General features: G+C 44.4%; 21 protein-coding genes. All 21 read right to left on the reverse strand.

Annotated elements, in window-relative coordinates; all coding sequences use genetic code 11:
* Nucleotides 1-65: 65 nt before the first annotated feature.
* On the reverse strand, nt 66-788 hold the full coding sequence (gene ymfI, locus HNR44_RS05920; protein ID WP_184403146.1) for an elongation factor P 5-aminopentanone reductase: 723 nt from the start codon (nt 786-788) through the stop codon (nt 66-68).
* Nucleotides 785-2,074: an EF-P 5-aminopentanol modification-associated protein YfmH gene (yfmH, locus tag HNR44_RS05925; protein ID WP_184403147.1), complete on the reverse strand. Its 1,290-nt coding sequence runs from the start codon at nt 2,072-2,074 to the stop codon at nt 785-787. The genes ymfI and yfmH overlap by 4 nt, the downstream gene beginning before the upstream one ends.
* Nucleotides 2,074-3,351 (reverse strand): EF-P 5-aminopentanol modification-associated protein YfmF, encoded by a 1,278-nt coding sequence (yfmF, locus tag HNR44_RS05930; RefSeq protein WP_184403148.1) that lies wholly within the window; start codon nt 3,349-3,351, stop codon nt 2,074-2,076. Before yfmF ends, yfmH begins: the two co-directional genes overlap by 1 nt.
* Before the next feature lie 24 nt (nt 3,352-3,375).
* The gene (locus tag HNR44_RS05935; RefSeq protein ID WP_184403149.1) at nt 3,376-5,691 is read right to left on the reverse strand and encodes an FtsK/SpoIIIE family DNA translocase; all 2,316 of its coding nucleotides are present in this window, start codon (nt 5,689-5,691) and stop codon (nt 3,376-3,378) included.
* 195 nt (nt 5,692-5,886) lie between these two features.
* Nucleotides 5,887-6,093, reverse strand: coding sequence for a YlzJ-like family protein (locus tag HNR44_RS05940; protein WP_184403150.1), 207 nt, complete (start codon nt 6,091-6,093; stop codon nt 5,887-5,889).
* Nucleotides 6,090-6,830 (reverse strand): ClpP family protease, encoded by a 741-nt coding sequence (locus HNR44_RS05945; protein ID WP_184403151.1) that lies wholly within the window; start codon nt 6,828-6,830, stop codon nt 6,090-6,092. The genes HNR44_RS05940 and HNR44_RS05945 overlap by 4 nt, the downstream gene beginning before the upstream one ends.
* A 305-nt stretch (nt 6,831-7,135) precedes the next feature.
* Complete coding sequence (locus HNR44_RS05950; protein ID WP_184403152.1) at nt 7,136-8,803, reverse strand: ribonuclease J; 1,668 nt, start codon at nt 8,801-8,803, stop codon at nt 7,136-7,138.
* 278 nt (nt 8,804-9,081) lie between these two features.
* A complete protein-coding gene (dapG, locus tag HNR44_RS05955) occupies nt 9,082-10,305 on the reverse strand; it encodes an aspartate kinase (protein WP_184403153.1) in 1,224 nt (407 codons plus the stop codon).
* Complete coding sequence (gene asd / locus HNR44_RS05960) at nt 10,302-11,354, reverse strand: aspartate-semialdehyde dehydrogenase (protein WP_184403154.1); 1,053 nt, start codon at nt 11,352-11,354, stop codon at nt 10,302-10,304. Before asd ends, dapG begins: the two co-directional genes overlap by 4 nt.
* A gap of 108 nt (nt 11,355-11,462) precedes the next feature.
* Nucleotides 11,463-12,056: a dipicolinate synthase subunit B gene (locus HNR44_RS05965; protein ID WP_184403155.1), complete on the reverse strand. Its 594-nt coding sequence runs from the start codon at nt 12,054-12,056 to the stop codon at nt 11,463-11,465.
* A 2-nt stretch (nt 12,057-12,058) separates the two neighbouring features.
* Nucleotides 12,059-12,940 carry a dipicolinate synthase subunit DpsA gene (dpsA, locus tag HNR44_RS05970; protein ID WP_184403156.1) on the reverse strand — a complete coding sequence of 294 codons (882 nt, stop codon included), beginning with the start codon at nt 12,938-12,940 and terminating at the stop codon, nt 12,059-12,061.
* 226 nt (nt 12,941-13,166) lie between these two features.
* Nucleotides 13,167-13,403: a YlmC/YmxH family sporulation protein gene (locus tag HNR44_RS05975; protein WP_184403157.1), complete on the reverse strand. Its 237-nt coding sequence runs from the start codon at nt 13,401-13,403 to the stop codon at nt 13,167-13,169.
* Nucleotides 13,404-13,474: 71 nt separating this feature from the next.
* A complete protein-coding gene (locus tag HNR44_RS05980) occupies nt 13,475-14,725 on the reverse strand; it encodes a M16 family metallopeptidase (RefSeq protein ID WP_184403158.1) in 1,251 nt (416 codons plus the stop codon).
* The gene (locus HNR44_RS05985; protein WP_184403159.1) at nt 14,704-15,741 is read right to left on the reverse strand and encodes a polysaccharide deacetylase family protein; all 1,038 of its coding nucleotides are present in this window, start codon (nt 15,739-15,741) and stop codon (nt 14,704-14,706) included. The genes HNR44_RS05980 and HNR44_RS05985 overlap by 22 nt, the downstream gene beginning before the upstream one ends.
* Nucleotides 15,742-16,183: 442 nt before the next feature.
* Entirely contained in the window at nt 16,184-18,265 is a 2,082-nt protein-coding gene (locus HNR44_RS05990) for a polyribonucleotide nucleotidyltransferase (RefSeq protein ID WP_184403160.1), read from the reverse strand.
* Nucleotides 18,266-18,537: 272 nt separating this feature from the next.
* Nucleotides 18,538-18,807 carry a 30S ribosomal protein S15 gene (gene rpsO, locus HNR44_RS05995; protein WP_184403161.1) on the reverse strand — a complete coding sequence of 90 codons (270 nt, stop codon included), beginning with the start codon at nt 18,805-18,807 and terminating at the stop codon, nt 18,538-18,540.
* A 143-nt stretch (nt 18,808-18,950) separates the two neighbouring features.
* Nucleotides 18,951-19,904: a riboflavin biosynthesis protein RibF gene (ribF, locus tag HNR44_RS06000; RefSeq protein WP_246406995.1), complete on the reverse strand. Its 954-nt coding sequence runs from the start codon at nt 19,902-19,904 to the stop codon at nt 18,951-18,953.
* Nucleotides 19,905-19,930: 26 nt separating this feature from the next.
* Nucleotides 19,931-20,857, reverse strand: coding sequence for a tRNA pseudouridine(55) synthase TruB (gene truB / locus HNR44_RS06005; RefSeq protein ID WP_184403162.1), 927 nt, complete (start codon nt 20,855-20,857; stop codon nt 19,931-19,933).
* Nucleotides 20,858-21,048: 191 nt separating this feature from the next.
* Nucleotides 21,049-21,396 (reverse strand): 30S ribosome-binding factor RbfA, encoded by a 348-nt coding sequence (gene rbfA / locus HNR44_RS06010; protein WP_184403163.1) that lies wholly within the window; start codon nt 21,394-21,396, stop codon nt 21,049-21,051.
* A 19-nt stretch (nt 21,397-21,415) separates the two neighbouring features.
* Nucleotides 21,416-21,691 (reverse strand): DUF503 domain-containing protein, encoded by a 276-nt coding sequence (locus tag HNR44_RS06015; protein WP_184403164.1) that lies wholly within the window; start codon nt 21,689-21,691, stop codon nt 21,416-21,418.
* Nucleotides 21,688-23,871, reverse strand: coding sequence for a translation initiation factor IF-2 (gene infB / locus HNR44_RS06020; protein WP_184403165.1), 2,184 nt, complete (start codon nt 23,869-23,871; stop codon nt 21,688-21,690). Before infB ends, HNR44_RS06015 begins: the two co-directional genes overlap by 4 nt.
* Nucleotides 23,872-23,873: the final 2 nt, after the last annotated feature.

Raw genomic sequence — 23,873 nt, forward strand, 5'->3', positions numbered from 1 at the left:
CCTTGTAAAACTATAGTTTTTACGCCCATAGTTTAACTGCAGGAGTCAAAAATTATACACGTTAGTTAGCCGCCCCAGGCACCATTAATAGATAGAACATGTCCATTGACATATCCAGCCTCTTCGCTCAGGAGATACATACAGGCATTCGCGACCTCATCAGCTCTCCCAAAACGACCAGCGGGAATCGCTTCTGCAAGAGCCCGCACATCGTCCTGATGATAGGTGTCCATCATTTTTGTGTCAATGACACCAGGTGAAACGCCGTTCACCGTTATATTTGAGGGCGCCACCTCTTTTGCCAGCGCTTGGACAAATTGATTCAACCCTCCCTTAGCCGCTGAATACGCTACCTCACAAGAAGCGCCGACCTCTCCCCATATAGAGGAAATCGCGATGATTCTTCCATATTTTTGAGTGATCATCCTGGGGAGAAAGTGCTTGACGATTTGCATCGGCGCGGTTAAGTGTATATAAAGGATTTCAATTAACGTCTCATTATCTATGTCGGTGAACAGCCCATATTGCTCGCGGCCATGGGCAAAAACGATTCGATCTAAAGGATCATCCACCTCTGAACATAGCGTATCGATTTCTGCAGGCTCCTGAAGATTTGCGGAAAGTAAAACGGTATTTGCTCCATGCGCTTCACAATACCTTTGTACCTCTCGAACCTTGGTTTCCCCTCGAAAATAATGGAGGTAAAGTTTCTCCCCTGGAGCCGCAATCTTTCGGGCAATGGCTGCACCGATCCCTCCGCTGCTTCCAGTAATCAACGTTCTCATCATGACTCTTTAGGAATCACTTTTGTGACCGCGCTACGTTCGGGTTGGAAGTGACGTTGTAGTACAGTTTCTAAATCGCTCAAGGTCACCTTCTCAATCGTCGGAATCACCTCAAACAACGAATCTCCATTCATCTCATAACGCGTAAATTGCGTAGCGATAAATTCAGGGCTGTTTAATTGTTTCATGAACGTCCCGATTTTTCTTTTCTTCGCGATATTGATTTCTTCTTCATTCAACGGTTTCTGTTTATACGTATGAATCGTTTCTTCCAGTTGGGAGACGAGCCTTTCCGGATCTTTTGTATCTCCACCGAGCGCCGAGAACCCAAATGAACGCTCCATGGTAAAATCGGCGGAAAAACTGTTATCAATTAACCCTTCTTTATACAATTGTTCATAGGTACTTGAACCACTCCCAAACATCACATCCAAGAGAAGTTGTACCGCTAACTCATACGTTAGTCCATCCAGAGGATAGTGGTCATTCGGCGGCTCTTTAAATCCGAGCAGGCATTTAGGCGTCTGGACATTCATTTCAATGGTTTTATGACGTTCTCCACTTTCCGTTGGTTCGTTTCCATAAAATCTCTTGATTTCGTCCACTTTAGGAAAATCTTTTTGATCCTGATTGTCTTTAACTAACTGAATCGTTTCTTCAGGCTCGACTGGTCCGACGACAAATAACACCATATTCGAAGGGTGGTAAAACGTTTGATAGCATGTGTATAATAAATCCTTCGTAATTTGATCAATAGATTGAACAGTTCCGGCGATATCAATGCGAACCGGATGTTCTTTGTAAAGCGATGAAATCAATCCAAAAAATAAACGCCAGTCAGCATCGTCGTTATACATATTAATCTCTTGGCCAATGATACCCTTTTCTTTTTCAACGCTTTCCTCTGTAAAATACGGATGCTGAACAAAATCGACGAGCGTTTCCAGATTTTGATTCAATTGGGTTGTACTTGAAAACAAATAAGCGGTTCTTGTAAAACTAGTGAATGCATTCGTTTGCGCCCCACGTTGGCTAAATGTATGAAATGCATCACCTTCCTCATCTTCAAAAAGTTTATGTTCCAAAAAGTGGGCGATGCCGTCAGGGACATGCAATGGTTTCTCCTGATGCAGGGGGGTGAAGATTTGATCAATCGAACCATAGTCCGTCGTAAAAACCGAAAACGTTTTGTTATTACCAGGTTTTGGCAATACATATACCTTTAACCCATTGGCCAATGTTTCCAGATAGATGGTTTCATCAATCTGTTCATAATACTTCTTTTCCATTAGGCTGTTTCCTCCTCAGTGGTTAACAAGTAGATCGTATCTAATTGAATTGTTTTCGCAATTGAAATGACCATTTCTTTATCAACAGCTTCGACTTCTCTTAAACGGTCTTCCGAAGTTCGCTTTTTATCACTCAATACATTTTGATAGCTCATTTCAATCGCGCCGCGTGCACTATCCATTTGTTCGAGGATCTGATTTTTAAGCATCTGTTTCGTCGTACTCAATTCCTCATCCGAAATATCTCCGCGCTTCAACGCTTCCACCTGTTCTTTTATGATTGTCACTGCCTTATCATATTGTTCGGGGGCAATTCCTGCCATCGCGAATAAGATCCCTTTATAAGGCTCAAAACGTGAAGCTGCATAATAAGCGAGGCTTTCTTTCTCGCGCACGTTGACGAACAATTTGGAGTGTGGATATGCACCAAGGATACCATTTGTTACAAGAACCGAAGTATATTCATCCGCATCAACCGTGTAGGGGAGTCGAAATCCAAGGTGCAATTTTGCTTGTTGAATCGGTTGCCGCTCTACCACTTCATTCACTTGCGAAGGGATTTTGTTTTCCGTCGGCTCTGCCTTGATGATTTCACTATCTTTCAATTCTTTTGCGGCTGATTGCAGTACGCCTTCGATTTCTTCTTTAGAACCCGGCCCTGTTACCAACAAATCAAATTGATCATAGGCGCGCATATGTTCATAGGTTTCATAAAGAACTGATGGATCAATGGCTTCTACTTCTTCAACAGAGCCAAACGGATGTAACCCAAAAGGTTCATCCGCGCACATTTCTTCAAGTAAACGAATATTTGCATAGCGGGTTTTTTCGTCAGCGATATTACGAATACGTTGGCTAAGCGCCTGTTTTTCTTCTTTTACAATCGCTTCACTAAATCCTCCTTCTACAAAATACGGCTTTTGTATAACCGAAAGTAAAAATTCTAAGGCTTTTGGAACGAGTGGAGATTCATTGCGTAAATATTTCTCAGAGGCAACTTCCATGACAAAACTGATGACATGGTTCTCTCCTTTTTTCCCTACATCCGCATAAAAGCTGGCTCCATACAAATCGTCGAGAAAATGCCGGATTTTCCGCCTGCTCGGAAAGCTCGCCGTACCTGACTGCAGCACATGAGCGAGTAATGTGCGCGGTGCTGCTGTTTTCGCTTCTAAAGGCGCCTTTATATGCAAAACGATCGTCGTTGTTTTAAATTTCTGGTTGGGCTGCCAGTGTACGCGCAGCCCGCCTACGTTAAATTGTTCCGCTTCCGCCATGAACATCACCTTTTCTTTTTTTGTTTATTTCACGTCCGAGATATCTTCGGGAGGTTGATAGAGTACTTCTCGTGGTTTTTTCCCTTCATATGGCCCGACAATCCCTTGAGCTTCCATTTCATCAACAAGGCGGGCCGCCCTTGTATAACCGATTCTAAAACGCCGTTGCAACATGGAGACAGAGGCAGAGTTCATCTGAACAACAAGTGATACAGCATCATGATACAGCTCATCTTCAGGTTCAGTGGTTTGTTCAGGCACTTCTTCTGGCATCATCTCTTCTTGATAGGATGCTTTCTGTTGCTCAACAACATCAGCGACCACCGCTTCTACTTCCTCATCGGAAATAAAGGCTCCCTGAATCCGTGTTGATTTATTCGCACCAACAGGGACAAATAGCATATCCCCGCGCCCCAGTAATTTTTCTGCCCCAGCAGCATCCAATATCGTACGAGAATCCGTTTGGCTAGAAACACCAAAAGCAATTCGCGACGGAATGTTTGCTTTAATGACCCCAGTAATAACATCTACAGATGGGCGCTGTGTGGCGATAATCATATGAATTCCTGCAGCTCTTGCCATCTGTGCCAAACGGGTGATGGCATCTTCCACATCACTTGAAGCGACCATCATTAAATCTGCCAACTCATCGACGATGACAACAATGTAAGGCAGCTTTGGCTGGTCTTCTGTTTCTTCCTTCTCATTTTGCTTCCGTATCATTTCATTATACCCTTCGATGTTTCGGCTGCCACTGTGGGAGAATAAATCGTAACGCCGTTCCATTTCAGCGACAACTTTTTTCAGCGCCTGAGCTGCTTTTTTAGGTTCGGTTACTACCGGTGTTAACAGATGGGGGATACCATTATAGACATTAAGCTCTACCATCTTCGGGTCAATCATCATTAATTTAACTTCATTCGGTTTCGCTTTCATGAGTATGCTTGTCACGATCCCATTAATACACACACTTTTCCCGCTCCCTGTGGCACCAGCGACGAGAAGGTGGGGCATTTTATGAAGATCTGCCGTCATCGGTTCACCGGAAATATCCCGTCCTAGACCGACGGATAATACATGGGACTGCTGTGCTTTTTCGGTTTCGAGCACCTCCCTTAATGTAACCATTGATATATCTTGATTGGGAACTTCAATTCCAACCGCAGATTTACCTGGGATCGGTGCTTCAATTCGAATATCTTTAGCAGCTAATGCTAAAGCGATGTCATCAGTAAGGCTGACAATTTTACTTACCTTAACACCTGTGGCTGGCTGCACTTCGTACTTCGTAACCGCGGGTCCTAAATGAACTTCGTTCACTTGTGCCTGCACACCAAAACTCTGCAATGTATCCTCCAGTTTCTTAGCGTTCGAAGACACATGACTACGGTCATTCGTCTGTTTATTCTGGACGGGAGTGCTTAGAAGTTTCAGCGCCGGCAAACGGTAGTCCTCGTTCGAGGTCGCAGTCGTTAACAACGGACTCATGTCTTCGTCATCGTGACCTTCAGCGGAGCTATTCGCTTTCTCTTTTGCCGCTTTCGGGGTATCTTGATATACCTGCTCTTTAAAATTATGAATCACAGGTCGCTCATCTTTACTGGCCGTCTCGTTTTGCAGGTTATCCGCAGGATTTTTGGCACCAGAATTTTTTTGCGCCACTTCAGCCGTCTTCTCTTGTCCGGGAGAACTTGTTGACTGCTCTTGTTTGCGCTCTTCTCGAAGTTTCTGTAACGCCTGCAGAATGGATTGCGGCACTCTTTTGATACGGCTCCACACCCATAAGCCACTGTCTGTTAACGATTTTCCGCTTATAAGGATAAAGCTGATCACCACAAGCAGGAGCGCAAAAATCTGAGTACCCGCGACATCAAATAAAAATGTGCCCGTAGCGTACCCTAGTGCGCCGATCATTCCGCCGCCGAGATCATCAGCTTGACCGGTTAAATCCAATGTATATAGCTCAAACGTATTCATGATGACCGAGCCATCTTGAAAAGGGCCGCTCATCGCAAGATTTTCAAATAATCCTAGATGACTATGTAAAAGAACCGTAAACATTAACAAATAGATGCCTGCTAACCGGCGTGACCAAAAACTTACAAATGTACGTTGGAATATAAGTGTAATGGCAAATGCATATAATAAAGCCGTTAAAAAATGATGCCATTCTCCAGTAAAAAATCGGAACAATTGGATGATTATCGTTCCAACCGGCCCGTAAGTGAATGTAGCAATTACAGCGAGGGTAAGGAGAACCAAGCCTGATAATTCAAACTTTAGCTGGCTTGTCCATTCTTGTTGTTTCTTTTTTTTCCGCTTTTTCTTCTTGTTCCCCATTATCAATCCCTCCTTCCTAAATTCCTTCCATCATAACGTAAAAAAGACAATAGAAATGTCACTTCCTGCGATAAGTTCAACCTTAACAATACCTTTCTATTATAACATAATCATGGATATTTCTTCATCGCACGTTTACGAATATAAAAAGACATCATAAAGGCTGGCTGTGCCAATCCTGAATGATGTCTTTTTTCATTGCTCTTTCCACCGTGTACCTGGCTGATAATCATCGTGTAAAAAATCGTTTGGGTTAGAACTTACTAGACGATCTACAATCCAAGCCCCCTCCTCGTTCTTTTGTAGTTTGACCGTTCCGGAGGTGGTCTCTTTATATTTCACTTCAATATCATTATCCTCAGCTAGGACATCTGAAAGTGGAAGTGGGGTATAAATAATCATTGGAGCATCTCCCCTTCGTTTTGCTGAATGAGCATGTTCAGTTTACGAATTGCCTGCCCTACGCCGCCAACTTCATTAATGAGGCCATGATCGACGGCATCTTTACCGATGACGTTCGTACCGATATCCCGCTGTAAATTCCCTTTTGCAAACATCAGCTCTTTAAATTCATCTTCAGTAATATCGGAATGACTCGTTACAAACCGAATGATGCGATCCTGCATTTCCTCAATGTACTCAAATGTCTGCGGTACACCAACGACCATCCCGTTAAAACGAATGGGGTGGATGGTCATCGTTGCAGTTTCTGCAATAAAAGAATGATTTCCTGCTGCTGCGATCGGGACACCAATAGAATGACCTCCACCAAGAATGATTGTTACAGAAGGCTTATCCATCGTCGAAACCATTTCCGCAATGGCCAATCCTGCCTCCACGTCTCCACCGACTGTATTTAATACGAGTAAAAGTCCTTTAATATTCGGGTTTTGTTCAATGGCTACCAGTTGGGGAATGATATGCTCATACTTTGTGGTTTTGTTTTGAGGCGGGAGCTGCATGTGCCCTTCAATTTGCCCAATTACAGTAATCACATGAATATCTGAGTTCCCCGCTTTAGGTACATTTGTCTCCCCAAGTTCCCGAATCTTTTGGACAAGCCCCTGGGCATCATCATTAGACGGCTGCTGATTGGGTTGGTTCGGCTGATTCGGTTGATTCGGCTGTTCTTCATTCATCGTAGCTACCTCCTTATGGCTTTTAGTATTAGAGGAAGCACGCGGAATCATACATTGGTAAAAAATTGCCCTAAAAGAGGATGCTCTAAAAGTGCTTTAAAAAGAGAGTGATCGAGGAGACTTAAGCCTAGAACACGGAGCAAAGGGCTTACGGTGGGGACAGCTAACGTTGCCATTGCAGCAGGATGCAACAGAATGCAGCCGAAGGTCCGTATACTACAATTCCTTAGGGTAGTTAAAAATCCCTATAGCAAAAAAGCTGCTTGGCTCGCAAAACCATGCAAGCAAGCAGCAGCTTCATCCGTTCACACTTCCATAATGATCGGTAAAATCATTGGTCTACGTTTTGTTTTATCATAAAGAAAGCGACTAAGAACATCTCTTACGTTACTTTTCAATGATGACCATTCATTCACATTATCGTTCATACACTCGCGTAATGTGTCGGTTACTTTTTGTTTGGCTTCATCTAATAGTTCCTCGGATTCACGCACATATACAAACCCACGTGAGATGATATCTGGTCCTGATACGAATTCATTGGATTTTTTATTCAGTGTTACAACAACGACGAGGATACCGTCTTTTGATAACAAGCGGCGATCGCGTAATACGATGTTCCCAACATCTCCGATGCCCAGTCCATCAATCAGCACATTTCCGGCTGGAACCTTCGTACCTTTCGTCGCATGTTTATCTTCGAATTGCAGCACTTCGCCGTTGTCCAATAAGTGAATACGATCAGGATGAACACCTGCGGTGTGTGCCAATTCTCCATGGGCAAACTGCATACGATATTCACCTTGAACAGGTACAAAATGACGTGGTTTCATAAGATTAAGCATAAATAAAAGTTCTTCTTGACTTGCATGCCCGGACACGTTCACTCTTTTATCGGAATAAACGACTTCAGCCCCCACTTTATAAAGAAAGTCCACCACTCGTCCAATTGACTTTTCATTCCCCGGTGTTGGACTTGCTGAAATAATCACGGTATCCTTTGGCATAATCGAAATCTGACGATCGGTCCCTTTTGCCATACGGTGTAAAGCTGATGTCGGCTCCCCTTGGGTCCCCGTTGATAATACAGCAATCTCATGCCCTTTATAATCAGACAAATCTTCTACTTTGATTAATAAATTTTTGGGAACACGAAGATGACCGAGACGCTTGGAAATTTGAATAACTTTTTTCATGGATTCCCCAACGACAGCAACTTTCCGGTTCGTTTCACTCGCAGCATCAATCACTTGTTGTATTCGATAGACGTTTGATGCGAAAGTACTGACGATCACGCGGCCCTCGGCTTCGCGAAAGATAGCTTTTATGCCCGGTTCGGTTGCTTTTTCAGATGGTGTAGTCCCGGGCACTTCGGCGTTCGTACTATCGGATAGTAAACAAAGCACTCCTTTTTTTCCAAACTTAGTCATCCGCCCCACATCGGAAAACTTGCGATCCGCAGGTGTCTGATCAAATTTAAAATCACCTGTATATACGACATACCCTTGCGGAGTCTCAATGGCCACGCCCACACAATCAGGAATGCTATGGCTCACTCTAAAAAATTCCACTTTCGTTGTGCCAATATTCAAGCGATCCCCAGGAGAAATTTGCTTTATGTTCGTTTTTTTTCTTAAGTTTTGCGATTTCAACTCATCCTCAACGAGCCCAGTCGTCAGCTTCGTACCATAAACGGGCACCTGTAATTTCCTCAAAACATACGGAAGTGCACCGCTGTGATCCTCATGGCCGTGTGAAAGAATAATCCCTTTGACACGTTCACGATTTTGCACCAAGTACGAAATATCTGGGATCACCACATCAACGCCGAGCATATCATCTTCTGGAATCATTTGACCCGCGTCTAAAACGATGATTTCGTCGTTTACTTCTACTACGTACATGTTCTTGCCCGTTTCACCGAGTCCGCCCAGGGCATAAACACGTACCTTACTTGTCTCTTGCTTCGACAATATCAGTTCCTCCTATTTTGTTTATATCTATCGCTTCCCCCGATGGAAACGATTTTCATCCTTTTCTTTTGCAGGGATTACAACCGAACGAATGAACTGATAGTTAGTATACCCTACTTGTCCATACCAAGACAAGTAGCACATCTAGAACATATGAGCAGAGATTTGGCATTAATACCTTGGAAACCGCATCAAACGAAGGTTTTTGTCCTTTGTATTCACTGGTTGCATACAAAAACCGAGGGAAAGGTAACAACCATTCCTCTCGGCTCATTGCGTTACTCGTGTTCTGCAAGCTGAAAGGCCTTGTGAAGGGCGTTGACAGCGCGGTTCATCTCTTCCTCACGCACGAGGACCCAGATGGTCGTATGAGAGTCTGTAGCCTGCAAAATATCAATTCCGGCTTGATTTAATGCCAAGGTGATACGCGAAACAACCCCCGGTACACCAGTCATCCCGGCCCCGACGGCTGAAACCTTTGCACAACCTTGAACAAGCATCGGCGAATAACCGATCTCTTGTAGCTGCTGTTCCACAAGTTCGGTTTTTTGTTCGGGGATGGTAAAGACAATAGATGTAGTTCCAATGTTAATAAAATCAACGCTGACCCCTTTTGACGACATGCTCTCGAAGATAAGTGATGCGGCTTCTAGATCGTTTCGTTCCTTTGGAACAACCACTTGGGTAATCCCCCGTAAATGAGCAATTCCGGTTACTAGACGCTCCTGAATATCGCTTCCGGGAACATGGGCATGTGATGCCGAAATGAGCGTTCCACCCGCTTTTGAAGAAAGTGAGCGAATGCGTATGGGAATCTCCGCGTTCATGGCGATTTCAACTGCGCGGGGGTGGATCACTTTAGCCCCTTGATACGCCATATTGCTCACTTCTGTATAGGTTAACGTTTCAATCGCGCGGGCATCAGTAACGATACGAGGATCAGCTGTCATAATTCCATCAACATCTGTGAATATATCTACGGTCTCCGCCTGCAAACTAGCGCCGAGAGCTGTCGCAGAAGTATCACTCCCCCCGCGTCCAAGCGTTGTCGTTTCTCCATTTCCTGATTCTCCTTGAAAACCGGCGACAACCACGACATCTACCTCTTTCAGATGATCTTTCAAGGGCTCGGTTTTCATTTGTGTAATCCGTGCTTCACCAAAATCATCTGTCGTACAAAAACCTGCCTGTTTGCCGGTGAAAGCCGAAGCTCTTAATCCTTCAGAAATTAGCAAGTTTGTAAATACAACCGAAGAGATCACTTCTCCACAGGCTTGAAGCATATCTCGTTCACGTCCGGGCAATTGCGATTTATCTTCCCTAGAAATTAAGCTCAACAGAGTATCTGTAGCGTATGGGTCATTCATCCTCCCCATCGCCGAAACGACGACAACGACTTTATACCCTGATTGTACGGCGCTTTTAACATGATCAACCGCTTTTTGACGCAAGCTCTCGGATTGTACAGACGTTCCTCCAAATTTCTGGACCGTTATTTTCATTGCTTAATGAGTCCAAGCTTTACGAGACTTTCGGCAATCTGTACGGAATTATAAGCTGCGCCTTTCAATAAATTATCCGACACAACCCAGAGGTGATAGCCGTTTTCCGTGTCAAGGTCCTGACGAACACGTCCGACAAAAACGTCAGGTAGGCCCACCGATGTTGTTGCGAGCGGATACGTTTGTGTTTCTGGATGGTCTTGCAGTGTTATGCCGGCACCCGCTTCCAGAACACCCTGAAGATCTTTTACTGTAGCACCGCCTTTTTCGGTTTCTACATATACAGACTCCGAATGTCCGGTTTCTACAGGCAAACGTACGCATGTGGCTGCCACTTGTAATGCTTGATCATCCAAGATTTTCTTCGTTTCATTGATCATTTTCATCTCTTCAAACGTATAACCGTTTTCTTGGAAAACGTCAATTTGGGGAACAGCGTTAAACGCGATTTGATAATGCTTTTTATCTCCTGATACCGGTAGCAATTGCGGATTAATCTCTTCTTCATTTAAAATTTGCTGCGATTGTTCATACATTTCATCGACCGCGTCCAGTCCAGCACCAGATACTGCCTGATATGTGGAGACAATCACTTTTTTCAAGCCGTAAGCTTTCTTAATCGGTTCAAGTGCTACAACCATCTGGATTGTTGAACAATTTGGATTGGCAATGATCCCTTGATGGTTGTAAAGGGCGTCCTCGTTAACTTCAGGAACAACGAGTGGTACTTGGTTATCCAATCGATATGCACTCGTATTATCGATAACAACGGCTCCTCGTTTAACCGCTTCTGGCGCCAATTTCTTCGATATTGATCCACCAGCTGAAAAGAGTGCAATTTGCACACCTTCGAATTGCTCAGGGCTCGCTTCTTCAACCGTAAGTGTTTCCCCTTTAAATTCGATTTCCTTTCCAGCTGAGCGAGATGATGATAATAATTTTAGTGATCTGATCGGAAATTCTTTGTCCGCGAGCGTTTTTAGCATTTGCTGCCCAACGGCTCCCGTCGCTCCGACGACAGCGAGATCAAATCCTTGTTCATTAACCATTATTTGGTACCTCCTAAATTGTTTTGCCACAAAAAAGCTATATTTATTGTTACATACTCTTCTTTAAAAATATAGGAGTATTAGGATTTTAGCAACTAGAATGAGCGACTAATCATTAAACTTTTCAATGAATAACGGTTGATATTGGCGACCACGTAGCGCTGCTTCAATTGTTGATGGAATATCTTCCATTCTGGCTACGAGAGAGGTTGGTTTTTTATAAGGATTATCCTGGCCAAGCGGAACAAAGTAGACATGGTGCATTTGCAATAGAGTTGCCAAGTTTTGAGCATTGAGTCCGAGGGCATCGTTTGTAGAAATGGCCAGCACGACCGGAGCACTATTTCGCAGCGTTGCTTTTGCAGCCATTAGGACAGGCGAATCGGTTTGTGCATTGGCAAACTTGCTCATGGAATTTCCCGTCATAGGGGCAATGAGCATGGCATCTAACGGTGTTTTTGGACCATAAGGTTCCGCTTTTGGCATCGAATCCACTGCTTCACAGCCTGCTGCCTTTTCGATCGAATTAAGCCAATGATTCGGGGTTCCAAATTTTGTCTCCGTCGTTTGTACCGTAAAACTTACAAATGGAATAACTTCCGCCCCTTCATCCTTGAGGGCATTAATGACCGGGATTACTTCTTCCAATGTACAATGGGACCCCGTTAAACCAAAGCCGATCCGTTTACCGGATAGCATCATCTTTATCTTCCTTTCTTAATTTCAGAATTCAATACGGCTAAAGTGACTTGAGCCAAAATCTCTCCGGCCGTTTCAGGAGCCACTTTCGCGGGCAGCCCAGGCGCTTTTTCAGCGGCAAAACCGAGTTGTTTAGCTCGTTCTACGTCAACCCCTCCAGGGGCGCTTGCAATATCAAGAATGTAGCATGCTTTTTTTATTTTCTGTAAAATGTTCCCCATAATTACCGGAGCAGGGATGGTATTTATACAAATATCAGCCTTGGAAAGAGGTATTTCCATTTGATGAAGTCCTGCAACCAGATGACCCTCCTGATGAGCTCTCGCCTTTTCCACTTCATCGTCTGTGATCACCGTCACCGTCGCACCTACTGCTTTTAACAGATGGGCAATGGTCAGGCCACAGCGGCCAAACCCGAGCACAGTACAAACAGCACGGTGAATAGTATGCGGCGTGTTCTGCATAGCGAGCATGAGTACACCTTCTGCAGTAGGTACAGAATTATAGATCGCCACATCATCTCTCTCCATCCAACAAACCACATCCCGGATAACTTGAGGGTTACGAAGAAAGTCGGTCATGATTCCAGTGAAAATTTTACAACCAGTTGCTCTTGATGTAAGCATTTCCTGGGTCACTTTCAACGTCTCCTCACAGCTGGATTCTACTGTTCCATCTTGATCTACTCCGCTTACCGGGAAAAGGATCGCAGTGAGTCGTTTCCATGGGACTTCAGATAGTTTACAAGTGGTAACATTAGCAGCCGGGAATGTTTGTTGATCAAAACCAACGACTGAAATTTGATCAACACATTTTTCCATCATATTCACAAGTTGAATCTGTCTTCGATCTCCTCCAATAATAGCGACATGCTCGATTTCCCCCACCTCCTTCTATCCCAGTGCTCTATAGGTTATGTGCGGAGGGAAAGTTGCGTGACGCCCCCTAAGAAACTTGATTCTATATTCGTCACGTTAGGAAAAAAGAGCCAGGTCGAGGAGACATAGCTTCGAGCTTCGAGCATCCTGCTGCACCACGAAAGCATTCCCTTCTCAAGAAAAGGGGTCCTTTCAACCTCTTAATGGTAAAAAAAAAGACCCTGTGGGGTCCTTTTTACACCGAGCGGTTGACGATAATCATATCCTCACCAATCGTATGAATATGGTGCCAATGGATTTCCAATGTTTCCTCATTTTTTTTAAAAGGGCTCCACCTTGTCGTCGGAAACAAAAAAGCTTCAATTTCTCCGGTAGATGCATTCACACGAGCATCCAGGCGTCCGGGAACACCTAACCGCTCTCCTTGTTCAAAATCAACAATTTCCTTTGCACTCATTTCGCTTAACCGCATGCCTTCCCTCCCCGTGACAAATTGACTCAAGCCATCGGTGCTCTACGATCCTCCTTATGAATATATGCAAATCATAAAGGATCAGAACAACCTCTGGGCAGTCGTCCATCCGGACTAATAAGGGAAAGAGCATAGTCATGCTCATAAATATCCCCTGCGATTGACTGAATATCCTCGCTCGTGACAGCATCAATTCGATCGGTCAGCGCTTCGGGTGAGCGGTGAAACCCAAGACTAAGTTCATTTTTGCCATTTTTACTCATTCTACTCGTCGTACTCTCTAGTCCAAGTAAAAGGCTGGCTTGCACCTGTGATTTCACATTCTCCATATCATTCTCACTCACCCTTTCATGGGCAAAACGATCAATAATCGACAACATCGCTTCTAAAACCTCATTGACTTTTTCGGGCGCTGTTCCTGCGTAGATCGAGAGCATCCCACCATCGCGATAGGCAATATGATGGGAAAAAATAGCATACGCAAGCCCTCGCTCCTCACGAATCTCCTGAAACAAACGGCTACTCATACTCCCCCCTAGTAATTGGTTCAACAAAGCCATAGGAAACAATCGGTCATCATCAACAGAAACTCCGTTAAAACCTAGGCAAAGGTGTGCTTGTTCAACACTTTTTGCACGAGCTGCTTTATGGGCGATTAATGCATGAGGCGTTTCTTGTTGGGAAGGGAATTCGTTTGTTGAAAACTGGGCAAATTGTGATTCCACGAATGATAAAAGCGAGTCATCTATTTTTCCTGCTATTGAAACAACAATATTATCGGGCCGATAATGTTTACTTATATAATCGTATAAATGATCTCTATTAAATATAGGAACTGTTCGTTCTGTACCAAGAATTGGTAGTCCCAATGGGTGATTACCGTAAGCAGCATAATCAAGATCATCATGCACAATGTCATCTGCCGTATCCTCAACCATACGGATTTCTTCAAGCACGACATCACGCTCTCTTACAATCTCCTCTTCATAAAAGGTTGAGTTGAAAAACATGTCACTTAAAATATCGATCGCTTCTCTCGCATGCTTATCAATAACTTTCGCGTAAAAACATGTATATTCTTTTGCTGTAAAGGCATTAACAGAGCCTCCGATTCGGTCAAACGCCTCTGCAATCTCCATCGCTGAACGCTCTTTTGTTCCTTTAAACAACATATGTTCAAGAAAATGGGTAATTCCATTCTCCTCACGCTTTTCATCCCGAGAGCCCGTATAGACCCAGATACCAATAGATAACGATCGTACATGTTCCATCGGCTCATAAACGACACGCAATCCGTTCTTTAATTTTCTTCGTTGTACCAAAATTTATCCCCCTCCCCTTCGTCTTCATTATCTTCTGTCGTCTGTGAAGGTGCCACGCGGTTTTCATCCATAGCCGATGAAATGGTCCCTATCTCTAATCCCTGTTCCCGAATTTGTTCGATGATATCACCTATACCTTCAGCTGTCGGTTGAGTAGGGTGCATCAAGATCATCGCGCCTGGATGAATATTATTTACTACTCGATCCACCATAGCATTCGTATCAGGATTTTTCCAATCAATGGTATCTACAGTCCACAACACCGTATACATATCGAGCTCATGGGCGATTTCTACTACCTCTTGGTTGAAGCTCCCAGAAGGAGGTGTAAACCATTCTGGTTGTTCGTTTAACGTTGCATCAATAATTTCATTCGTATCCTCCAGCTCACTTCTGATTTCTTCCGGAGAGAGAGCTGCCATGTCCGGATGAGAATAGGCATGGTTCCCGATCTCATGACCTTCTTCTTTAATCATACGGGCAAGACGCGGCTGATTGCGCACCCATGACCCATCCAGAAAAAACGTCGCGCGTACCTCTTGTTCATTTAATTCATTCAATATATCCGGAAGATGCTCATTTCCCCAGGCAACATTAATGACAAAACCAACCATCGGCTTATTCGGATTTGCTTTATAAAATGGCGTCGGCGGTAAATCTTCGTACTCTACCTCAGGGGAAACATCTTGAAAAACGAGTAACTCTTCAGCATAATGCCCTTGTTCCTGCATATTTTCATACGATGCACGAACATCAATTAACCGGCCATTATATCCAGGAATTCCTTTCCATACATCATCTATAACGGCATCTACAGGAGGTTCATCCAATTCCTCTTGAGCCTTTTCTATTTGCTCGCGAATATCTTCTCCGCTTTCTTCGGTTTGTAAAATTTCTGCCTCCTCTGTCCATGTATCAACGGTATCATCCGGCATATGCGGAAGCTGCCAGGCAGAAAAACCGACAATAATAACGATAAGTCCTATGAATAATTGCAGAAACCTGCTCTTAAACATCAATCTCCTCACCCCCTCGTCCATGTTTATGCAAAACTCGGAACGTAAGAACCAGTAATCTAACTTGAAAATGGGGGAGAGATATGATTCTATTTAAAAATGTTATCAGTACGTGTTCACAAAGGAGGGCAAAAAGAGCCGAGAAGTTTTAGAAAATGTTCGCTTATCGCCAAAATGGCGAGTCTAGATTTTCATATGCTCTGGAGTGCAAGGAAGCGCACCTCGAGGACCCTGCTTGCACCACGAAAGCATTCACTTCTCACGAAGGAAAAGGGAGTTTCTTTCCGAGGAGCGGAGCACCGGCTGGCTTCTTCGTAAGCGTTACCTCGCACGAAGAAAAAGTGATTTTCTTTATGGGGAGTTTTCCCGGACTTTTTGAACACCCTCTATCAAAAAGCAACCTAAGTAAAAAAACTTGGTAGGCTACCAAGTTTCCTGGAAGTTATGCATCGTCGCTTAATAGGACTTTTCGTGATAGGTTCACACGCCCCTGATTGTCAATCTCAGTAACTTTAACTTTAATGACATCCCCAATTTTAACGACGTCTTCGACTTTATTTACTCGTTCTTTCGCTAATTGAGATATATGAACGAGACCATCTTTGCCTTTAAACAATTCGACAAAAGCACCGAACTTCTCTATTCGTTTCACTGTCCCGTCATAAATTTGTCCAACTTCAACTTCACGAACGATATCTTCGATCGTTTTCTTCGCTTTTTCGTTCGCATTTGCATCCGTTGACGAAATATACACGGTACCATCTTGTTCAATGTCAATTTTCACACCTGTATCTTCGATGATCTGGTTAATCATCTTTCCACTTGGTCCTATGACATCCCGAATCTTGTCCGGTTTAATGTGCAATGTTTGAATTTTCGGTGCGTACTCAGACAGTTCCGGGCGTGAACTACTCATAACATCGAGCATGCTTTTTAACACGTGCATCCGTGCTGTACGCGCCTGATCTAGGGCTTCTTCGAGAATTTTCCGAGTGATGCCCTGAATCTTGATGTCCATTTGCAGAGCCGTCACACCTTCTGACGTTCCGGCTACTTTGAAATCCATATCTCCAAGTGCATCTTCCATTCCTTGAATATCCGTTAGCACACTCACGTCTTCGCCCTCTTTGACAAGGCCCATAGCAATCCCTGCAACCGGAGCTTTAATTGGTACCCCTGCATCCATCATTGCTAGTGTACTTGCACAAATACTTGCCTGGGATGTGGAACCATTGGATTCCAAGACTTCAGAAACGAGGCGGATTGTATACGGGAACTTGTCCTCATCAGGAATAACTCTTTCCAAGGCTCGTTCACCAAGTGCACCATGTCCAATTTCACGACGTCCAGGCGCACGCATCGGCCCTGTTTCTCCAACGCTAAATGGTGGAAAATTGTAATGATGCATGAAGCGTTTTGATGACTCTTCACCTAAGCCATCGATGATCTGAACGTCACCAAGTGCGCCAAGCGTACAGACACTAAGTGCTTGCGTCTGTCCACGCGTAAATAATCCTGAACCATGTGTACGCGGCAGCAATTGAACTTCAGAACCTAGTGTTCGAATATCGTCGGGACCACGACCGTCCGGGCGAATTTTCTCTTTAGTAATCAAGCGACGAAACTCTTCCTTGACGAGGCCATTTAAAACCTCTTTAACGTCCTCATGCAATTCTTCGTCGAAATTCGCTGTAACGTCTTCCTCAACCTCTTTAATGGCTGCATCGCGATCTTGCTTTTCTTTTACAAGCACAGCTTCTTTTAGCTGTCCTTCTGCCAGATCACGAACTTTTGACGTTAAATCTTTATCTGTTTGCTGTAATTGAACTTCCATTTTCTCTTTGCCGCATTGAGCAACTATTTCCTCTTGAAAAATGACGATTTTCTTGATTTCTTCATGAGCAAATAATATTGCTTCAAGCATTTTTTCTTCCGGCACTTCATTGGCACCAGCTTCGACCATGTTAATCGCATCTTTTGTACCCGCAACCGTTAAATCCATTTCGCTAGCCTCTGCTTCTTCGCTCGTTGGATTAACGATGAATTCACCATCCACTAAACCAACATGGACGCCAGCAATGGGGCCTCCAAAAGGAATATCAGAAATCGAGAGCGCAAGAGAGGAACCGATCATTGCAGCAATTTCTGTTGACGCATCCTGATCCACACTCATGACTGTACTCACAACTTGAACATCGTTTCGGAAGCCATCTGGAAACAATGGCCGAATCGGACGGTCAATTAATCGGCTCGTAAGAGTCGCCGCCTCTGAAGGACGCCCTTCCCGTTTTATAAACCCGCCTGGGATTTTTCCTGCAGCATATAGCCGCTCTTCGTAATTCACCGTTAAAGGAAAGAACGGTAAATCCTTAGGTTCTTTTGAACCAGTAGCGGTTGTCAATACGACACTGTCACCATAGCGAACGAGTACGGCTCCGTTTGCCTGTTTGGCCAGCTTGCCGACTTCAAATGACATCGTCCGACCACCGACATCAAATGAAAATGTCTTCTGTTCTCCTTCCATATAAAGACCTCCTTTGGTCATATGCACCTATGTTAGAGGTTGTTCATTTATAAATGAAATCACGAGAAGATTATAAACAATGGTTTCGTACATTCCCGCTTTCGTTTTGAACACTCGAACTGTAAATATTTAGGTGTGAAAAAAAGCGGGAATGGCCTCCCGCTTTCTCTTTCTTATCCCGGTGATAATATCCGTTACTGTTCACGGATAATAGCACCCTAATTCGTACAACGATCCGTTAGAAGTAAATCTCCTATGACGAAAGTTGCACCTTATCGACGTAATCCAAGCTTGCGGATAATGTCGCGGTACCTTGTAATGTCCTTCTTACGCAAATACGTGAGCAAGTTACGGCGCTTCCCGACCATTTTAAGCAACCCACGTCGAGAATGATGATCCTTCTTGTGCGTGCGCAAGTGCTCGTTTACCTCGTTGATTTGCTCCGTAAGGATAGCGATTTGAACTTCTGGAGATCCAGTGTCTGCATCGTGCGTTTTGTACGTATCGACAATCTCCTGCTTACGTTCTAGACTTAAAGCCATCCTTTCCACCTCCTTTATTAATTTCACCACTTCCCTAGCTTACCGCCGGTGGTACGCGTAAGCCAAGCAAATGGTTGTGCAGTCAGGTAAGACAGACTACAACGAATAGAATACCTGTTTTTCCAATACAATGCAAGGGGTAATCAGCTTTCATAGTCAAAATAACGAATGGCAAAATTTTTATCTGTTTCAATTTGTGCTTTGAGCACATCGATAGAAGCAAATTTTTCCTCTGGACGGATCATTTTTAACCATTGCAACTCGACTTTTTTTCCATACAGATCCCCATCAAAGGAGAGCAAATGCGCTTCAATATTAGGATCCGCTTGCTGCTCATATATGGTAGGGCGATATCCAAAATTACAAACCGCTGGATAAAAAGCTTCATCAATCTTTACATAAACACAATAAACACCGGCAGGCGGTAGTACATAGTTTTCTTTCAACTCAATATTAGCAGTTGGAAAACCGATTTCGCGGCCGCGTCTATCGCCTTCAACGATTTCTCCCTGTACAGCGTGCGGCCTTTTTAATAGTGTTTTTGCCTTTTCCAGCTCCCCTACCTCAATACATTGTCGTATACGTGTGGAACTTACCTTTTCTCCCTCATGCTTCCACTTCGTTACGGTTGTGCAGTCAAACTTTCCGCGGGAATGCAGGGGCAGCGTCTCCATGTTCCCTTTTCCGTACTGACCATATGAGAAGTCAAAACCAGCGACCGCATGCACCACATGGAGAGGAATCAAATAAGCATCGACAAATTGCTGGGGGGGAAGCGAAGCAAGCTCTTGATTAAATGAGATCACATACAGCCTGTCTACCCCTAATGATTGAATGCGTTTTTGTTTTTCCAGTAAAGGTGTCAGTTCCGGATATTTTTTGCCTTTATGATCTTTAGAAAGAATCGTTCGGGGATGAGGATTAAAGGTAAGAACCGCAGTTTCAACGTTTCTTTTCCCCGCTTCCTTCTTCGCTTCTTCGATCACTTTTTGATGACCTTCGTGAACCCCATCGAAATATCCAAGTGCCATCACTACAGGGGGACGAGTATCACGTTCAACAGCTGCTAAACCCGTTGTTAGATATTCGATTTGCATAGTTTTCCCTCCTGCCCTGTTCCATTCTAGGTTTCATTGTTTGCAGGGACGGCAAGCATCACATCCGGTTTAATCATCCCATGCTTTCGCGGATGAGGTACATAGATCGCGATTGGTTGTTGATTATGGGTGAAGACAAGCCGATTCGCCTCCGGGTACTCACGCGCACGTAATACAGCTCCGTTCGTGATTTTTGTGGCCTGTCTCTCGTTGACTTCATAATGCTGGAAATGACGGAGTACATGGTCAACAGAAAGCAATGATTCAAAAGCGCGCTCTTCACTTGCAAGGCGGTCCATCTCTTCGACGCTATAACATTGGTTAAGTTCAACGCCAGCACTTCTCGTCCTCAAAAGTGTAAAAAGATGGGCGGGGTATCCTAATTTATTTCCTGTTTCCACCGCAAGTGTTCTCACATACGTTCCTTTGGAACAAGCAACCGAAAACGGAATCATCAGGTGCTGCTCATCTTCAGACCAAAAAGGGGCTCCTGTGCGGTGCAGGGAATAGATCGATACACAACGTGACGGTCGTTCAACACTTTCTCCTAGACGAGCATACTCATAAAGCCTTTTGCCATTGACTTTAACCGCCGAATACATGGGCGGTACTTGTTTCAATTCACCAGTCAACGCTTGCAATGCTTCATCGATATTCGCTTCAGCGATCTGTGTTTGCACACGCTTACGGTCGACAACCTCCCCGCTTGCATCTTCAGTTGTTGTTGCACTTCCGAGTGCAATCGTGCCTTCATATGCTTTTGACTCATCCATTAAAATCGGCACTAATTTTGTCGCCCTTCCAACACACAGGGGGAGAACACCTGTAACCTCCGGGTCAAGTGTCCCCGTATGTCCGACTTCGCTCGTCTTTAACCAGCGGCGGGCCATAAGTACACAATCGTGCGATGTTACGCCCGCTGGTTTATTTAACGGCAGAATTCCGCCATCCATCTACCCTTTCCTCCTGACCAATCAAGTATCTTTTAAGTGCGTGTTCAAAAAGGAGGACAAAAAGAGCCGAGTAGTTCGATAAGACGCAGCTGCGAGCACCGGAGCGTATGGTTTTAATACGTGAGGCGCGCAGAAGCAAGTCGACGAAGAAATACGACCGCTATTTTTCCCGGACTTTTTGAACATCCTCTTTAATCATCCTTATGAAGATCTTTAAGCAACCGCTCGATACGATTCCCATAATCGATGGACTCATCAAATTCAAATTCAATATTCGGCGTTTTACGAACTTGAATTCGTTTGCCAATTTCTGAGCGGATAAACCCTTTGGCTTTGCGAAGGGCTTTTATAGTGTCCTCTTGTTCCTCAGGCTCTCCAAGCACTGTCACATAAACCGTCGCCTCCTGAAGGTCTCCGGTTACATCGACTCCGGTTACAGTGACAAATTCCACACGGGGGTCTTTGACTTCCCGCATAAAGATGTCACTTAGTTCTTTTTTCATTTGCTCCCCGATTCGTTGTGCTCGCATTTGACTCATCGTTTACACTCCTTCATTGCTACAGCCATTCATATTGAATCGAATGGCACTCAATTCCATCGCTATGATCAATGATCTTAAGAACATGATCGAGTTCTTTCTCAATGACTTGACGACTGCTATTGATGCAAGCAAAAGAAAGGGCTGTTTTTTGCCATGCATCTTGATCATCCATTTCCGATATAGAAACATTCAAGCGGCGCACACGGGTAAGTAAACTTTTCAGAACCGCACGTTTATCCTTCAACGAATAGCTTGCCGGTAAAAAGCATTGACAGTGAACGGCCCCAATCATGTGCGCGGCACTTCTTCCATTACGTAAGCTTCGAGCATATCGCCTTCTTTGATGTCATTAAAGTTTTCCAACGTAATCCCACATTCGTAGTTTCTGCTTACTTCCCGAACGTCATCTTTAAAACGTTTCAATGCATCAACCTGCCCGTCATGAACAACAACACCGTCACGAACAACACGGACGTTAGCATGACGTGTAATTTTTCCATCCGTCACATAACTCCCGGCAATCGTTCCGATCCGTGATACTTTGAACAGCTGCCGTACTTCTACGTGACCAACGATTTTTTCCTCGTATTCTGGGTCAAGAAGTCCTTTCATCGCAGCTTCAATTTCTTCAATAGCATTGTAGATCACGCGGTGGAGACGAATATCAACGTCTTCTACTTCTGCTGTACGCTTCGCATTCGCCCCCGGGCGGACGTTAAAGCCAATCACAATCGCATTAGATGCAGATGCAAGAATGACATCTGATTCTGTAATCGCCCCAACACCTGTATGAATAATATTGACTTTCACACCAGCAACATCAATTTTTTCAAGGGAACCTCGAACCGCTTCAACCGATCCTTGAACGTCAGCCTTAATAATAATATTAATTTCCTTGATTTCGCCCTCCTGGATTTGATGGAACAAATCATCCAGGCTGACACGTGACGTTTGCTTACGTTCCGCTTCTTTGGCCCGGTTGGCGCGTCCTTCCCCAATCTGTTTTGCCTTTTTCTCGTCGGCGAAGACGAGAAACTGATCTCCGGCTTCCGGTACGCCGTTTAAGCCTGTAATTTCCACTGGTGTCGATGGGCCCGCATTTTTTACGCGTCGTCCAACTTCATTTGTCATCGCACGAACACGACCATACGTATTTCCAACAACAACGGGATCACCGACATTCATCGTTCCACCTTGAACGAGCAGGGTGGCGACTGGACCCCGGCCTTTATCCAACTCTGCTTCAACAACGGTCCCTTGTGCCCGTTTGGCCGGATTGGCTTTTAACTCTTCCACTTCTGCAACGAGTAAAATCATTTCCAAAAGTTCATCGATACCGTCACCTTTAACAGCTGAGACATTTACGAAAATCGTTTCCCCGCCCCATGCTTCAGGGACAAGCTGATACTCTGTTAGCTCTTGCATAACACGATCAGGGTTAGCATTCTCTTTGTCCATCTTGTTAACAGCAACGATTATCGGAACTTCAGCCGCTTTGGCATGGTTTAGTGCTTCTACGGTCTGCGGCATCACGCCATCGTCAGCGGCTACAACGAGAATGGTAATATCGGTTGCCTGCGCCCCGCGTGCACGCATCGTTGTAAAGGCTGCATGACCAGGTGTATCCAGGAACGTTACTTTTTTGCCATTCTCTTCTACTTGATAAGCACCGATGTGTTGCGTGATTCCACCCGCTTCTGTGTCTGTCACCTTTGTTTTTCTGATGCCATCAAGCAATGTTGTTTTTCCATGGTCTACGTGTCCCATAATCGTAACAACAGGAGCCCGTTCTTCAAGCTTATCTGGGTCATCATCAGGATCTTCATAAAGTTCAATATCGAGCTGATCAACGATTTCTTCTTCTTCCACTGTGACCCCGTAATCATTAGCAATCAATTCAATCGATGTCTTTTCGAGCTCCTCGTTTTTCGTTGCCATAACGCCAAGGGACATTAACTTTTTAATAATCTCACTTGTATCCTTTTTCAACTTCTCAGCCAATTCCGCCACTGATAAGCTTCCAGAGAATGTGATTTTTTCAGGGGTTTTTGGAGCTTCTTTCCCACGCCTTTTCTGGTTCTTATTGCTTTTTCCTCGTTTACCAGGTCCGTGATTACCACGAGCCTGCGCCGGATGCTGTTTCTTCTGCTGCTGGTTGTTATTCTTTTTATTCCGCTGCTGGGGCTGCTGGCCTTGATTTTTCCCTTGCCGATGATTTGCAGGCTTGGATTTCTGTACGCCGGCCGACTCGTTTGCTGTTTTTTTCTGGGATTGCTTTTGATTATCCGATTGCGCCATGGTCCCATCCTTTTTCTCAATTGTTTTCCCTTGTTCTAGCTGTTTGATCTGTTTGTCATCTATGACGGACATATGATTACTTACCGCTATATTGTTTGCCTTTAAATCTGCGACAACTTCTTTACTAGACTTATTCACAGACTTGGCATATTCATACACTCGCATTTTCGGCATAT

The organism is Geomicrobium halophilum (assembly GCF_014207655.1).
Taxonomy (GTDB): Bacteria; Bacillota; Bacilli; order Bacillales; family Marinococcaceae; genus Geomicrobium; species Geomicrobium halophilum.

Bases quoted from the DNA above. Each gene is read 5' to 3' on its own strand.
- HNR44_RS05935 (WP_184403149.1), bottom strand. From the start codon at position 5,691: ATGGGGAACAAGAAGAAAAAGCGGAAAAAAAAGAAACAACAAGAATGG.
- HNR44_RS05940 (WP_184403150.1), bottom strand. From the start codon at position 6,093: ATGATTATTTATACCCCACTTCCACTTTCAGATGTCCTAGCTGAGGAT.
- HNR44_RS05965 (WP_184403155.1), bottom strand. From the start codon at position 12,056: ATGATGCTATCCGGTAAACGGATCGGCTTTGGTTTAACGGGGTCCCAT.
- asd (WP_184403154.1), bottom strand. From the start codon at position 11,354: ATGGTTAATGAACAAGGATTTGATCTCGCTGTCGTCGGAGCGACGGGA.
- HNR44_RS05945 (WP_184403151.1), bottom strand. From the start codon at position 6,830: ATGAATGAAGAACAGCCGAATCAACCGAATCAGCCGAACCAACCCAAT.
- HNR44_RS06015 (WP_184403164.1), bottom strand. From the start codon at position 21,691: ATGATTGGGGCCGTTCACTGTCAATGCTTTTTACCGGCAAGCTATTCG.
- ymfI (WP_184403146.1), bottom strand. From the start codon at position 788: ATGATGAGAACGTTGATTACTGGAAGCAGCGGAGGGATCGGTGCAGCC.
- dapG (WP_184403153.1), bottom strand. From the start codon at position 10,305: ATGAAAATAACGGTCCAGAAATTTGGAGGAACGTCTGTACAATCCGAG.
- truB (WP_184403162.1), bottom strand. From the start codon at position 20,857: ATGGATGGCGGAATTCTGCCGTTAAATAAACCAGCGGGCGTAACATCG.
- HNR44_RS05990 (WP_184403160.1), bottom strand. From the start codon at position 18,265: ATGGAAGGAGAACAGAAGACATTTTCATTTGATGTCGGTGGTCGGACG.
- yfmF (WP_184403148.1), bottom strand. From the start codon at position 3,351: ATGGCGGAAGCGGAACAATTTAACGTAGGCGGGCTGCGCGTACACTGG.
- rbfA (WP_184403163.1), bottom strand. From the start codon at position 21,396: ATGAGTCAAATGCGAGCACAACGAATCGGGGAGCAAATGAAAAAAGAA.
- rpsO (WP_184403161.1), bottom strand. From the start codon at position 18,807: ATGGCTTTAAGTCTAGAACGTAAGCAGGAGATTGTCGATACGTACAAA.
- HNR44_RS05985 (WP_184403159.1), bottom strand. From the start codon at position 15,741: ATGTTTAAGAGCAGGTTTCTGCAATTATTCATAGGACTTATCGTTATT.
- HNR44_RS05975 (WP_184403157.1), bottom strand. From the start codon at position 13,403: ATGCGGTTAAGCGAAATGAGTGCAAAGGAAATTGTTGATTTTGAACAA.
- yfmH (WP_184403147.1), bottom strand. From the start codon at position 2,074: ATGGAAAAGAAGTATTATGAACAGATTGATGAAACCATCTATCTGGAA.
- ribF (WP_246406995.1), bottom strand. From the start codon at position 19,904: ATGCAAATCGAATATCTAACAACGGGTTTAGCAGCTGTTGAACGTGAT.
- infB (WP_184403165.1), bottom strand. From the start codon at position 23,871: ATGCCGAAAATGCGAGTGTATGAATATGCCAAGTCTGTGAATAAGTCT.